Origin of the sequence: Xanthomonas nasturtii, assembly GCF_001660815.1 — a bacterium.
GTDB classification, from domain to species: Bacteria; Pseudomonadota; Gammaproteobacteria; order Xanthomonadales; family Xanthomonadaceae; genus Xanthomonas; species Xanthomonas nasturtii.
Genome location: NZ_LYMI01000018.1, coordinates 23,346 through 36,252, shown reverse-complemented (window position 1 = coordinate 36,252; position 12,907 = coordinate 23,346). Strand labels below are relative to the sequence as shown.

Sequence of the window (12,907 nt, the reverse complement as noted above, 5' to 3'; positions counted from 1 at the left end):
GGGGCGGGCAGGGGAGTCTGCCGCCCTACACGCTACACGGCAATTGCATCAATGGGGCCCAATGAATGGGCCATTTGACAGGGCCGCTGCGGGTCTTTAACATTCTGCGGCTTATGTCCGCGAACGTACCCGAAATGCTGGATGCTTGGCGGATGGTCGCAGCGCGCAGGCGCTTCGATGGCCGCATCCCGCTCTCTGCGATGACCCGTCTGCAAGGAAGCCTTGTCGATACCGAGGGTGAATGTGTCTATTCGCTCCAGTTCGACCAGGACGATCTGCTCAAGGTCGCCTATGTCGAACTCAGCATCGATGTCGAGCTTCCGCTGGCCTGCCAGCGTAGCCTGCAGCGTTTTCTGTACCCGGTGCAAATCAGACAGCGTCTTGGTTTGATCCGTGACGAAGCCGACGAAGCCGCATTGCCGGCCGAGTACGAAGCGTTGCTGGTTCCGGAAGATGGCATGCTGCGGGCCGTAGACATGGTCGAAGACGAACTGGTGCTCTCGGTACCAGTGGTGCCGATGGCGCCGGGTAGCGAAGCGATCGATGCCGAATGGGTTCCGACCCAGGAAGAGCAAGACAAGGCCAGCCCGTTCGCGGCGCTGGCAGCGTTGAAGAAACAGTAACCGCCGCTGTTAAGGGCGGTAAGACAGGTCGACGCGGGCGTAGAGCGTGCTGTTCGACTCAACAGACAAGTTATCGAACTAAAGTTGGAGCAACCCCATGGCTGTGCAGAAATCCCGTGTCACCCCGTCCCGTCGCGGCCAGCGTCGTTCGCACGATGCCCTCACCGCCAAGCAGTTGTCGACCGACCCGACCAGCGGCGAGATCCATCTGCGCCACCACATCACCGCTGACGGTTACTACCGCGGCAAGAAGGTGATCACGACCAAGTCGTCGGCCGTCCAAGAAGATTGATTCGTGGCGCCCGCCGCGCTCGACGCGGCCGGGCGACCCTCGCTTCTTCCGGAGCCGCCGGTCACCGCGGCTCTTGCAACAGGAAACAGTATGAGCAAGCGGATCTATTCCAGAATCGCGGGCACGGGTAGCTATTTGCCCGAAAAGGTGTTGACCAACGACGATATGTCCAAGATCGTCGACACCAGCGATGAATGGATCTTCTCGCGCACTGGTATCCGAGAGCGCCACATCGTCGCCGACGACCAGACCACCAGCGATCTGGCGTATTTCGCCTCGCTGAAGGCGATGGAAGCGGCCGGCGTCACCGCCGACGAGATCGACCTGATCGTCATCGGCACCACCACCCCGGACCTGATCTTCCCGTCCACGGCCTGCCTGCTGCAGGCGCGGCTGGGCAACGTCGGTTGCGGTGCGATGGACGTCAACGCCGCCTGCTCGGGCTTTGTCTACGCGCTCAGCGTGGCCGACAAGTTCGTGCGCAGTGGCGACGCCAAGACCGTGCTGGTGGTTGGCGCAGAGACGCTGACCCGTATCGTCGACTGGACCGACCGCACCACCTGCGTGCTGTTCGGCGACGGTGCCGGCGCGGTAATCCTCAAGGCCGATGAAGAAACCGGCATCCTCAGCACCCATCTGCATGCCGATGGCAGCAAGAAAGAGCTGCTGTGGGACCCGGTGGGTGTGTCGGTCGGCTTTGGCGAAGGCAAGAATGGCGGCGGCGCGTTGCTGATGAAGGGCAACGACGTGTTCAAGTACGCGGTCAAGGCGCTGGATTCGGTGGTCGATGAGACCCTGGCCGCCAACGGCTACGACAAGCACGACCTGGACTGGCTGATCCCGCATCAGGCCAACCTGCGCATCATCGAGGCCACCGCCAAGCGGCTGGACCTGCCGATGGAGCAGGTGGTGGTCACCGTGGATCGCCACGGCAACACCTCGTCGGCCTCGGTGCCGCTGGCGCTGGATGAGGCGGTGCGCTCGGGCCGCGTGCAGCGTGGCCAATTGCTGCTGCTGGAAGCCTTCGGTGGTGGATTTACCTGGGGCTCGGCGCTGCTGCGCTACTGAGGGTAGCTAACAATACTGCTGCGCTGCCGCCAGGCGGGCGCGGCCGGTGCTCGGTGGGCAAGTACAACTCGTACACTCCGGTTTCTTCGCTGCCCTCCACACCCACCTGACCTCGCTCGCTACGTTTGTTGGTGGCTACTGAGGTCCCAGGCGCTGCCGCGTTCGCCGGCGGTGCTTTCGATATCGACCCGCACTGCCGCGCACCTGCGTGGCGGATGCGATTGCATGCCCGATCCGGACCGAACCGGCGCGCGGTTTTGCGACTTCGGGCCCCGCCCCGACGGCCCCTGCATACGCGGCAGTACAGACGCCAGGGCGATTTCGCACGTATGATCCCGGCTCGATTTTTGCAGGCAGCAACGCGTGACCGAATCCACTCTCGCCTTCGTGTTTCCCGGCCAGGGCTCGCAGTCCTTGGGCATGCTGGCCGAACTGTCCGAATTGCATCCGCAGATCCGCGAAACGTTTGCCGAAGCCTCCGAAGGCGCTGGCGTCGACTTGTGGGCGCTGTCCCAGAGCGGCCCGGAAGAAATGCTCAACCGCACCGAATACACCCAGCCGGCCTTGCTCGCCGCAGGTGTGGCGGTGTGGCGTTTGTGGACTGCCCAGCGCGGGCAGCGCCCGGCGCTGCTGGCCGGTCACAGCCTGGGCGAATACACCGCCCTGGTCGCCTCTGGGGCCTTGTCGCTGCACGATGGCGCGCACCTGGTGCGGCTGCGCGGCCAGTTCATGCAGGCCGCCGCGCCGGCGGGCGTTGGCGCGATGGCGGCGGTGCTGGGCGCCGAAGACGCCGTGGTGCTGGAGGTCTGCGCCGAAGCGGCAGCCAGCCAGGTGGTGGTGCCGGCCAATTTCAATTCGCCCGGCCAGATCGTGATCGGTGGCGATGCCGCCGCAGTGGACCGCGCGCTGGCATTGCTGGCCGAGCGCGGCGTGCGCAAGGCGGTCAAGCTGGCAGTGAGCGTGCCCTCGCACACCCCGCTGATGCGCGATGCCGCCAATCAGCTGGCCGAAGCAATGGCCGGGCTGAGCTGGCAGACGCCGCAGATTCCGGTGGTGCAGAACGTCGATGCGCGTGTGCACGAGGGCAGCGCCGCAATCCGCCAGGCGCTGGCCGAGCAGCTGTATCTGCCGGTGCAATGGACCGGGTGCGTGCAGGCGCTGGCCTCCCAGGGCATCACACGGGTTGCCGAGTGCGGCCCGGGCAAGGTGCTGAGCGGGCTGATCAAGCGTATCGACAAGAGCCTGGATGCGCGCCCGCTGGCAATGCCTTCCGACTATGCCGGTGCGCTCGACGCGTGGGCGCACTGATCCAACGCCGTTGCCGGTCATGCCGGCACCCCTCGACGTTCGCAGCCCCGGTTGCGACGTCCCCCTTCGAGGAACAGCATTCATGAGCAAGCTTCTGCAGGGAGAAATCGCCCTCGTCACCGGTGCCAGCCGCGGGATCGGCGCGGCCATTGCCGACACGCTGGCTGCCCAGGGCGCCACCGTTATCGGCACTGCCACGTCGGCCTCCGGCGCTACGGCAATCGGCGAGCGCCTGGCCGCCCACGGCGGGCATGGTCGCGAACTCAACGTCACCGATGCGGCAGCGGTCGATGGCCTGATCGATGCGATCGGCAAGGAGTTCGGCGCGATTTCGATCCTGGTCAACAACGCCGGCATCACCCGCGACAATCTGTTGATGCGGATGAAGGACGACGACTGGCAGGCCATCATCGACACCAACCTGACCAGCGTGTTCCGCACCTCCAAGGCGGTGATGCGCGGCATGATGAAGGCGCGCAAGGGCCGTATCGTCAATATCGCCTCGGTGGTCGGGGTGACCGGTAATCCGGGCCAGACCAACTACGCCGCGGCCAAGGCCGGCATCATTGCGTTCTCCAAGTCGCTGGCCAAGGAAATCGGCTCGCGCGGAGTCACCGTGAATGTGGTGGCGCCCGGTTTCATCGACACCGACATGACCAAGGCGCTGCCGGACGAGGCCAAGACCGCCTTGCTGCAGCAGATCGCGCTGGGGCATCTGGGCGTCCCGGAAGACATCGCCAATGCGGTGGCATTCCTGGCTGGCCCGACCGCACGCTACATCACCGGCGAGACCCTGCACGTCAACGGCGGCATGTACATGCCGTGAGCGTGCGGCGCCGGGAGGCGCTAAGTGGTTGATCGGCCGGGACTTGTGATGCAATGCAAGGCTCGGGCGCTTCCACTACACTATCCAACGCGGCCATCGCAGCGGCGATGGCGTTTTTTTGTACCACCACTACTCCATCTGGAGCGATATCCCCAATGAGCACCATCGAAGAACGCGTCAAGAAAATCGTCGTCGAACAACTCGGCGTCAAGGAAGAGGAAGTCACCACCAGCGCATCGTTCGTCGATGACCTGGGTGCCGACTCGCTGGACACCGTCGAGCTGGTGATGGCGCTGGAAGAAGAGTTCGAGTGCGAGATCCCGGACGAAGAGGCCGAGAAGATCACCTCGGTGCAGCAGGCGATCGACTACGTCAAGTCTCACGTCAAGAGCTGATGCGTTGTCCCTGATCGTGGCGGCGCGCGTCAAGCCGCTGCCGCGTCAGACATTCCATGGGGCCGCTGATGCGGCCCTGTGTTTTTACGCGTCACCCGCAAACCGCAAGCACCGTTCGTTCCGTGGTGAGGAGATCTGCAATGAGTCGTCGTGTTGTCGTTACCGGCATGGGCATGGTGTCGCCGCTGGGCAATGATCTGGCCAGCAGCTGGGATGGAATCATCCACGGGCGCTCCGGCATTGGCCCGATCACGCAGATCGATGCCTCGCAGTTCACCACCAAGATCGCCGGTGAAATCAAGAATTTCGACCCCACGCTTTTTGTGTCCGCCAAGGACGTCAAGAAGATGGATTCGTTCATCCACTACGGTGTCGGCGCCTCGTTCATGGCGCTGGACGATTCCGGGCTGGAAATCGACGAAAGCAATGCCGAACGCATCGGTGCCATTCTCGGCTCCGGCATCGGCGGGCTGCTCGGTATCGAAGAGCAGACCATCAAATTCCACGAGGGCGGTGCGCGCAAGATTTCGCCGTTCTATGTGCCCAGCACCATCATCAATATGCTGCCGGGCCAGGTCAGCCTGATCAAAGGCCTGAAGGGCCCGACGTTCTCGGCCGTGTCCGCGTGCGCCACCTCCAACCATTCGATCGGTACCGCGATGCGGATGATCCAGTACGGCGATGCCGACGCGATGCTGGCCGGCGGCGCCGAGCGCGGCTCCTCGCCGAGTTCGGTGGGCGGCTTCTGCGCGATGAAGGCAATGTCCACCCGTAACGACGACCCCACCGCTGCATCGCGTCCCTGGGACAAGCAGCGCGATGGTTTCGTGCTGGGCGATGGCGCCGGCGTGCTGGTGCTGGAAGAGTACGAACACGCCAAGGCGCGTGGTGCGCGCATCTATGCCGAGCTGGTCGGCTTCGGCGCCAGTTCCGATGCCTTCCACATGACCGCCCCCAGCGAAGACGGCGAAGGCGCGGCGCGCAGCATGGTTGCAGCGATGCGCGATGCCAAGCTCAATCCCGAGCAGATCGGTTACCTCAACGCGCACGGCACCTCCACGCCGCTGGGCGATCTGGCCGAAACGCTGGCGATGAAGCGCGCGCTGGGCGACCACGCCTACAAGACCATGGTCAGCTCGACCAAGTCGATGACAGGTCATCTGCTTGGCGCGGCCGGCGGTGTGGAAGCGATCTTCTCGGTGATGGCGCTGCACACCGGCATCATTCCGCCGACCATCAACCTGGAAGAACCCAGCGAAGGCTGCGATCTGGATTACGTGCCGAACGTGGCGCGCGAGGTGCAGGTGGACGCGGTGATGTCCAACGGCTTCGGTTTCGGCGGCACCAACGGCACGCTGGTGTTCAAGCGCGTCTGAGTCGATGCGCCGTTTTCTTCGCAGAAAACGGTGTGCAATGTGCCTCAGCTGCCACGCGTGATGCATCCGCGTGGCAGTCGCTGCTGCCGCTTCCGAATGACAGTCGATCCATCTCATCGCGCGCGCTGCGTTTACCGTAGCGGCGCGCGTCTGCACCTTACGCCACGCCGGACCGATGACGCTTACCCGATCACTGCACGCGGACATCGACCTGCTGGCGCTGCATCGGCTGGCACCGCAGCGCTATCCTGCCCTGCTCGAATCCAGCGCCTCCGGCACCGCCCACGGGCGCTGGGATGTGCTGCTGCTGGCAGAGGGCCCCAGCCTGCGGCTGGATGCCGATGGCCGCACCCGCGATGGCGAGGGCCGGGTACGCGAATGCACGTTTCTGGACGCGCTGGATGCCGCCTGGCAGGCCGAGCGTCTGCCGCACGATGCGGCAAACCCATGGCCGTTCCGTGGCGGTTGGGCGGTGCTGCTGGATTACGAACTGGCCGCGCAGGTCGAACCGATTCTGCAGCTGCCCGGGCGCACCGATGGCTTGCCCACTGCGCTGGCGTTGCGCGCGCCGGCAGCGGTATTGCGCGACCGCGTGGAAGGGCGCTGCGTTGCGCTGGCCGAAGCGGGGCGCGAGGACTTGCTGCAGCAGATCGACGACGACATCGCTGCGTGCGCTGCACTGCCGCCGTTGCCTGCGTGGAGCGGGCCGGTTGCGGTGGAAGAAGACGCGCCCGAGCGCTTCACCGCCGCGGTGGAGCGCGTGCTCGATTACCTGCGCGCCGGCGATGTCTTCCAGGCCAATATCTCGCGCGCCTGGCATGCGGTATTCGCTGCTGTGGTCGACCCGGCCGCGCTGCACGCGCGTTTGCGTGCTGCAAATCCGGCACCGTTTGCCGGCCTGTTTGTGGCGGCCGGGCGTGCGGTAGCCAGCTCCTCGCCCGAACGGCTGGTGTCGGTGCAGGGCGATGTGGTGCAGACGCGCCCGATCGCCGGCACCCGCGCGCGCTTTGCCGGCGACGACGATGCCGCACGCATCCGCGAGCTGGTCGGCCATCCGAAGGAGCGCGCCGAGCACGTCATGCTGATCGATCTGGAGCGCAACGACCTGGGCCGCCTCTGCGCGCCCGGCACGGTGGAGGTGGACGAGCTGATGTGCGTGGAGAGCTACGCGCATGTGCACCACATCGTCAGTAACGTGCGTGGCCGCCTGCGCGCCGGGGTGACCCCGGGCGCGGTGATCGCGGCGGTGTTTCCCGGCGGCACCATCACCGGTTGCCCCAAGGTGCGCTGCATGCAGATCATCGCCGAGCTCGAACAGACCGCGCGCGGCGCCTATACCGGCGCACTCGGCTGGCTCAACCGCGATGGCGACATGGATCTGAATATCCTGATCCGTACCGCCGAAGTCGCAGGCCAGCAGGTGCGTTTCCGCACCGGCGCCGGGATCGTGGTGGATTCGGACCCGCAGCGCGAGCTGGACGAAACCCGCGCCAAGGCGCGCGGCGTGTTGCGCGCGATCGAGCAGACATGAGCGCTTCAACGGGACATCACCGGCGCGCGGTATCCTGCGCGGCGCTGGGGCAATGACGAGGTGGGTGTGGCGGTGACTGGCAAACGCGGATGTCTGGCCGTGCTGGGCACGGCATTGCTGCTCGCAGCGCTGCTGGCGATTGCCGCGGTGGTGGCGTGGCGGCATTACCTGCACTTCGCCGATACACCAGTGAGCGCGAGCGCGCCCAGTGTGGTGATTGCGCCCGGCGATTCGCTCAATGTCACGCTACGCAAGTTGCGCGATGCCGGCGTGGCGCAGGGCACGGATCTGGAATGGCAGCTGCTCGCGCGCCAGGTCGATGCGGCCGGCAAGCTCAAGGTGGGCGAATATGCGCTGGCGCCGGCCTTGTCGCCGCGCGAGTTGCTCGTGCGCATGCGCCAGGGCCGGGTGATCCAGTACCGCTTCACGATCGTGGAGGGCTGGAATTTCCGCCAATTGCGCGCGGCACTGGCTACCGCCACGCCGTTGCAGCACTCCATCGGCGCGCTGGACGATGCGGCTGTGATGGCGCGGTTGGGATTTGCCAAGCAGCATCCGGAAGGGCGCTTCCTGCCGGAAACCTATCTCTACCAGCGCAGCGACAGCGATCTGGACGTGCTCAAGCGCGCACACGCGGCCATGGACAAGACATTGGCGCAGGCCTGGGAACAGCGCGCCCCCGATCTGCCGCTCGGCTCGCCGGAACAGGCATTGATCCTGGCGTCGATCATCGAAAAAGAAACTGCCCTGGGCTCCGAGCGCCCGCTGATTGCCGGGGTGTTCCTGCGCCGCCTGCAGCGGGGTATGAAGCTGCAGACCGACCCGACCGTGATCTACGGCATCGGCAGCAGCTACGACGGCAATATCCGCCGTCGCGACCTGACCACCGACACGCCGTACAACACCTATACGCGCACAGGCCTGACGCCGACGCCGATTGCCATGCCGGGCCGTGAAGCCTTGCTGGCGGCGGTGCGCCCTGCGCCCGGGGATGCCTTGTACTTCGTCGCGGTTGGCGATGGCACCGGCGCGCACGCGTTCTCGGCCACGCTGGCCGAGCACAATGCGGCGGTGGCGCGTTACCTGCGGCGCCGCCGCCTGCCGAGCGCCCCGCAAACGGAGCCCACGCCATGACCGCCACATTTTCGCCCTGGCAGCAACGCGCCTTCGACCAGACCGTGGCCGCGCTGGATGCCGGACGGCTTGGACACGGGTTGCTGATCTGCGGCCCGGAAGGGCTGGGCAAGCGCGCGGTCGCCCTGGCGTTGGCCGAGCATGTGCTGGCCAGTTCGCCGGACCCGGCGTTGGCGCAACGTACGCGGCAGTTGATCGCCGCCGGCACCCACCCGGACCTGCAACTGATCTCGTTCATTCCCAATCGCACCGGCGACAAGCTGCGTACCGAGATCGTCATCGAGCAGGTGCGCGAGATTTCGCAAAAACTCTCGCTCACACCGCAGTACGGCATTGCCCAGGTGGTGATCGTGGACCCGGCAGATGCGATCAATCGCGCTGCCTGCAATGCCTTGCTCAAGACCCTGGAAGAGCCGTCGCCGGGCCGCTATCTGTGGTTGATCAGCGCCCAGCCGGCGCGCTTGCCGGCGACCATCCGCAGCCGCTGCCAGCGCCTGGAATTCAAACTGCCGCCGGCGCACGAAGCGCTGGCCTGGTTGCTGTCGCAAGGCGTCAACGAAGGCGTCGCGCAGGAGGCGCTGGACGCCGCCCGTGGCCATCCAGGCCTTGCCGCGCAGTGGTTGCGCGAAGACGGCCTGGCGGTGCGGCGTGCGGTGGCGCAGGATCTGGAGCAGATCGCCAGCGGCCGCGTCGGCGCGGTGGATGTCGCGCAGCGCTGGACCAACGACGGCCAGGCCGATCAACGCCTGCGCCATGCCGCCGATCTGGCACTGGCGCAGGCATCGGCCGGCTTGACCGATCCATCGCGGTTGCACAAGCTGGCGACCTGGTTCGACGCCGCCAACCGCACCCGCGACCTGCTGCGCACCACCGTCCGCGCCGACCTGGCAGTGACGGAACTGTTGCTGGCCTGGCGCGAGGGAGAGCGCCAGCCACGTTCTAGGGGAACTCGATGAGTGCAATGAATGCACGCCAAGGCATTTTGTCGCTGGCGTTGAAAGACAAGCCAGCGCTCTACAGCGCCTACATGCCGTTCGTGAAAGGTGGCGGCATCTTCGTGCCCACGCCCAAGCGCTATATGCTGGGCGACGAAGTGTTCCTGCTGCTGACCCTGCCGGACTCCAGCGAGCGCCTGCCGGTGGCCGGCAAGGTCATCTGGACCACCCCGGCCGGTGCCCAGGGCAACCGCGCCGCCGGCATTGGCGTGCAGTTTCCCGATGGCCCGGAAGGCGAGGCGGTGCGCAACAAGATCGAGACCCTGCTGGCGGGGTTGACCACATCGGATAAGCCGACGCATACGATGTGACGTAGTTGGTGCCACGGCACCATCTTGCGCGAGGCATACGGCTGAGCCGCCGTGTCAGATCGCCAGCGAGACGGGTGTGGATTCGTTGCGTAACAGGCGCAGGTAAACAACTGTTGACGACTGCTGCAGCTGCCCTATAATGTGCGGCTCGCGTCACCGGGCGGTTAGCTCAGCGGTAGAGCATTGCCTTCACACGGCAAGGGTCACAAGTTCGAACCTTGTACCGCCCACCATTGAAATCCAGTAGCAGCAAGGGTTTCAGCGCGAGAAGAAAAGAGCCGGCCACGTGCCGGCTTTTTTGTGGGTCATCTTCAGACGTTGTCGATTGGCAGATCAAGGTAAAGCGTCCTTTTCGCGCTCAATCATTTCAATCGCGTCACATAGTGCGTGACATATCCGAGCATGCTGTCGACCAAGTCGAACTAACACGCTGACGTATGAGGCGGGCATCACGGTTTCGTGCTGCACCCATCCGGCCAAGGTTGAGAGTGGCACCGAGAGTGCTCGTGCCATAGGGCGTTGCCAACGGGTTCCGTAGATGCGGGATGCAATTGCTTGTAACGCTTGAAGACGGGGGTACAACGCTGTCGGTTGCATGGTCGCCATTCCTGTTTTGAAAGCTTGGCAGTACACCAGATCGGCGCGCCCGTTCAATGGTTGGTACTCGACTTGAAGCGAACCGAAGACACTTCACCCAGCCCAGGCGCCTCTCGCTCGTGCCTGCTTGTTGCGAGCTCAGCAAGGACTTGCCATCCTGCGAGGCCCCGCGTTGAAGAGGTGTGGCGATGAAGGCGCTGCTTGGAAGTGCTCTGGTTGCGATGGTGTTGCTGAGTGGCTGTGCCCGCGATGTGGGCGAGCAGTACGTGGGCAAGTGGGTCAATGTGAAGTCGGAAAAGAACGTGCTGAGCATCGAGCACAATGGCGAGAGTTTCATCATTCGCGACACCCGGCCGGAGCTGTTCGGCAACGGGGTCAAGACCCGGAATCATCCGGCGCTGCTGACCAAGGGCATTCTGCAGGTGTCCAACGGGGTTGGCACGGTCAACTATGCGATCGACGAGGCGACCGGCAAGCTGAGCGCGGGCGACACCGAGTACACGCGGGTCAAGTGAGCGCGAAGCGCTCGGTCAGTGGGCGTGCGCTGGAGTGAGCGACGCTGCCCTGGCGACATGATGGCTTCGCCAGGCAATCGGAATATGTCGCCTCGAGTGCACAGCGCGGCGTTGCGATTGCGGACCGCGCGTCTGCGGGTTTACCCGCGCAATGCCGCGTGTTTGTCTGCAGCCTGGGCGGGGAAGCCCAAGCGTGCGCGTAGTTCGATGGGTCATGGAAGTACGCGCCTGTGTCTTACGCGCGCGATGCTGCCGCCTGCGCCTGCGCCTGCATCCAGCGCCACAGCGTCGTACGTGAAACGCCGAGTGCCTGCGCGGCAAGCGCGCGGTTGCCGTTGGCGCGATCGAGTGCGGCGCGGACTGCGGCGGCGGTGAGCTGCAGGCGGGAGGTTGCCAGGTTGGAGTGCTCAAGTGGGGCGTCGCGGTTGCGCAGATGCGTATCGAACAGTTCCGGTGCCCAGCGTTCGAGTTGTTCCAGGCTCAGGCTGTCGTGCGGTTGGGCTTTCCAGTGAATGCACAGGCGTTCGACCAGATTGCGTAGCTCGCGCACGTTGCCGGGCCAGGTGTGTTGTTGCAGCCGTTGCAACGCGGTAGGCGACAGCGGCGAGGCGATGTTGCCGAGTTGCTGGAAGTAATGCGTAAGCAGCAACGCGATGTCGTTGCGGCGATCGCGCAGCGGCGGCAGTGCGATGCGCAACGCGGCAAGGCGATAGAACAGATCGCGGCGGAAGCGGCCTTGTTCGACCAGCTGCTGCACCTCTTGCAGGCTGGCGGCGACCACGCGCACGTCGACTGCGACGGGCACGGTTGCGCCGACGCGCAGCACTTCGCGCTCTTCCAGCACGCGCAGCAGCCGTGTCTGTAGCGGCATCGGCAGCTCGCCGATTTCGTCGAGAAAGAGCGTGCCGTCCTGCGCGGCTTCGATCAGGCCGGTGTGGCCGCCGCGGCGTGCGCCGGTGAAGGCGCCATCGCTGTAGCCGAACAGTTCCGCTTCCAGCAACGACTCGCTGATGGCGCCGCAATTGATCGCCACGAAGCGGCCGCGGCGGCGACTGCCGGCATGCAGTTGCCGCGCCACCAGTTCCTTGCCGGTGCCGGTCTCGCCGCTGATCAACACGGTGCCGGCATGTGGGGCATACAGCTGCACCAATGTGCGCACCTGCAGCAGCGCGCTGTCTTCGCCGAGCAGGGCGTCGGTCCGGCGTGCGCGTCGCGTGGCAGTGCGGCCGGCAACGCGGTCGGTGCCTGGTGCGATGCCCAAGGTGATGGCCTGTTCCAGCGCATGGCGCACCGAATCGGCCGAATACAGCAGCACGCCGGGCAGCCCGGCCTGTTCGGCGAAATCGATCGCCATGCCGGTGCCGACGATGACCTGGATGCCGCTGGCGCGCAGGTCGGCAATGCAGTCGCGCGCGTCTTCGGCGGTGACGAAGCGGCGATGTTCGATGTCCAGCTCGAAGCTCTGCTGGAAGGCACGAAACGACGGCACATCGCTGGCATGGGTGACCACGCCGATACGTGGCGCGATGCGGCGCGCGCGCGCCAGTGCTTCCATCAGATCGAACCCGGTGGCCTGGATCGGCGCCAAGGGCAATGCAAGCCGGCTGCGCAGGTACGCGGCATTCGAACCGCCGGCCACCAGTGCGTCGCAGCGTTCGCGGCGCAAGCGCTGGCCGATGACCTCTACCGCTTCGGCAAAGCCGAGGTTGATCTGCTCGATGCGCGCGCGCTGGTCGAACTCGGGAATGACATCGGCCAGCAACCCGGTCAGGCGCGAGACGCTGACGGTCCAGATGACGGGCAGGGAGGTGTCTGTGGACTCGGCAGGCAGATGGCTTTGCACAGGATCGCCGCGTTACGAGATGTTTCATGCTGAAACAAGCGATGCATGATTGCAACATCTGGTGGAGCGGTGCGCTTAAGAATCAACGGCTTG

Annotated in this window: 13 protein-coding genes, 1 tRNA gene and 1 other RNA gene; 14 read left to right on the top strand and 1 reads right to left on the bottom strand. The window is 65.3% G+C overall.

What is annotated here, in order from left to right; all coding sequences use genetic code 11:
• Positions 1-113: 113 nt before the first annotated feature.
• From A7D16_RS08355 to A7D16_RS08290, 14 genes are all read left to right on the top strand, one after another.
• The gene (locus tag A7D16_RS08355; RefSeq protein ID WP_064631611.1) at positions 114-623 is read left to right on the top strand and encodes a YceD family protein; all 510 of its coding nucleotides are present in this window, start codon (positions 114-116) and stop codon (positions 621-623) included.
• A gap of 97 nt (positions 624-720) precedes the next feature.
• On the top strand, positions 721-915 hold the full coding sequence (gene rpmF / locus A7D16_RS08350; protein ID WP_010368401.1) for a 50S ribosomal protein L32: 195 nt from the start codon (positions 721-723) through the stop codon (positions 913-915).
• A 90-nt stretch (positions 916-1,005) separates the two neighbouring features.
• A complete protein-coding gene (locus A7D16_RS08345; protein WP_005995227.1) occupies positions 1,006-1,983 on the top strand; it encodes a beta-ketoacyl-ACP synthase III in 978 nt (325 codons plus the stop codon).
• Positions 1,984-2,042: 59 nt separating this feature from the next.
• A non-coding RNA gene (locus A7D16_RS08340) (sX9 sRNA) lies at positions 2,043-2,117 on the top strand.
• Positions 2,118-2,346: 229 nt separating this feature from the next.
• Positions 2,347-3,291, top strand: coding sequence for an ACP S-malonyltransferase (fabD, locus tag A7D16_RS08335; protein WP_064631609.1), 945 nt, complete (start codon positions 2,347-2,349; stop codon positions 3,289-3,291).
• A gap of 82 nt (positions 3,292-3,373) precedes the next feature.
• Complete coding sequence (gene fabG / locus A7D16_RS08330; protein ID WP_064631607.1) at positions 3,374-4,117, top strand: 3-oxoacyl-ACP reductase FabG; 744 nt, start codon at positions 3,374-3,376, stop codon at positions 4,115-4,117.
• Between the two features lie 155 nt (positions 4,118-4,272).
• Complete coding sequence (gene acpP / locus A7D16_RS08325) at positions 4,273-4,512, top strand: acyl carrier protein (protein WP_010368407.1); 240 nt, start codon at positions 4,273-4,275, stop codon at positions 4,510-4,512.
• Positions 4,513-4,652: 140 nt separating this feature from the next.
• Positions 4,653-5,888 carry a beta-ketoacyl-ACP synthase II gene (gene fabF / locus A7D16_RS08320; RefSeq protein ID WP_064631605.1) on the top strand — a complete coding sequence of 412 codons (1,236 nt, stop codon included), beginning with the start codon at positions 4,653-4,655 and terminating at the stop codon, positions 5,886-5,888.
• A 175-nt stretch (positions 5,889-6,063) separates the two neighbouring features.
• Positions 6,064-7,419 carry an aminodeoxychorismate synthase component I gene (locus tag A7D16_RS08315; protein ID WP_064631603.1) on the top strand — a complete coding sequence of 452 codons (1,356 nt, stop codon included), beginning with the start codon at positions 6,064-6,066 and terminating at the stop codon, positions 7,417-7,419.
• Between the two features lie 60 nt (positions 7,420-7,479).
• On the top strand, positions 7,480-8,553 hold the full coding sequence (mltG, locus tag A7D16_RS08310) for an endolytic transglycosylase MltG (RefSeq protein ID WP_064631601.1): 1,074 nt from the start codon (positions 7,480-7,482) through the stop codon (positions 8,551-8,553).
• Positions 8,550-9,509 carry a DNA polymerase III subunit delta' gene (locus A7D16_RS08305; RefSeq protein WP_064631599.1) on the top strand — a complete coding sequence of 320 codons (960 nt, stop codon included), beginning with the start codon at positions 8,550-8,552 and terminating at the stop codon, positions 9,507-9,509. The genes mltG and A7D16_RS08305 overlap by 4 nt, the downstream gene beginning before the upstream one ends.
• Positions 9,506-9,859 (top strand): PilZ domain-containing protein, encoded by a 354-nt coding sequence (locus tag A7D16_RS08300; RefSeq protein WP_003483889.1) that lies wholly within the window; start codon positions 9,506-9,508, stop codon positions 9,857-9,859. Before A7D16_RS08305 ends, A7D16_RS08300 begins: the two co-directional genes overlap by 4 nt.
• 158 nt (positions 9,860-10,017) lie before the next feature.
• A tRNA-Val gene (locus tag A7D16_RS08295) sits at positions 10,018-10,092 on the top strand.
• A gap of 552 nt (positions 10,093-10,644) precedes the next feature.
• Positions 10,645-10,971 carry a hypothetical protein gene (locus tag A7D16_RS08290; protein ID WP_064631597.1) on the top strand — a complete coding sequence of 109 codons (327 nt, stop codon included), beginning with the start codon at positions 10,645-10,647 and terminating at the stop codon, positions 10,969-10,971.
• A gap of 235 nt (positions 10,972-11,206) precedes the next feature.
• Here A7D16_RS08290 and prpR read toward each other — a convergent pair whose 3' ends face one another.
• A complete protein-coding gene (gene prpR, locus A7D16_RS08285) occupies positions 11,207-12,814 on the bottom strand; it encodes a propionate catabolism operon regulatory protein PrpR (protein ID WP_064631595.1) in 1,608 nt (535 codons plus the stop codon).
• Positions 12,815-12,907: the final 93 nt, after the last annotated feature.

What these genes read in the sequence shown, in the direction of transcription:
- A7D16_RS08355 (WP_064631611.1), top strand. Translation starts at nt 114, where the DNA reads ATGTCCGCGAACGTACCCGAAATGCTGGATGCTTGGCGGATGGTCGCA.
- rpmF (WP_010368401.1), top strand. Translation starts at nt 721, where the DNA reads ATGGCTGTGCAGAAATCCCGTGTCACCCCGTCCCGTCGCGGCCAGCGT.
- A7D16_RS08345 (WP_005995227.1), top strand. Translation starts at nt 1,006, where the DNA reads ATGAGCAAGCGGATCTATTCCAGAATCGCGGGCACGGGTAGCTATTTG.
- fabG (WP_064631607.1), top strand. Translation starts at nt 3,374, where the DNA reads ATGAGCAAGCTTCTGCAGGGAGAAATCGCCCTCGTCACCGGTGCCAGC.
- acpP (WP_010368407.1), top strand. Translation starts at nt 4,273, where the DNA reads ATGAGCACCATCGAAGAACGCGTCAAGAAAATCGTCGTCGAACAACTC.
- fabF (WP_064631605.1), top strand. Translation starts at nt 4,653, where the DNA reads ATGAGTCGTCGTGTTGTCGTTACCGGCATGGGCATGGTGTCGCCGCTG.
- A7D16_RS08315 (WP_064631603.1), top strand. Translation starts at nt 6,064, where the DNA reads ATGACGCTTACCCGATCACTGCACGCGGACATCGACCTGCTGGCGCTG.
- A7D16_RS08305 (WP_064631599.1), top strand. Translation starts at nt 8,550, where the DNA reads ATGACCGCCACATTTTCGCCCTGGCAGCAACGCGCCTTCGACCAGACC.
- A7D16_RS08300 (WP_003483889.1), top strand. Translation starts at nt 9,506, where the DNA reads ATGAGTGCAATGAATGCACGCCAAGGCATTTTGTCGCTGGCGTTGAAA.
- A7D16_RS08290 (WP_064631597.1), top strand. Translation starts at nt 10,645, where the DNA reads ATGAAGGCGCTGCTTGGAAGTGCTCTGGTTGCGATGGTGTTGCTGAGT.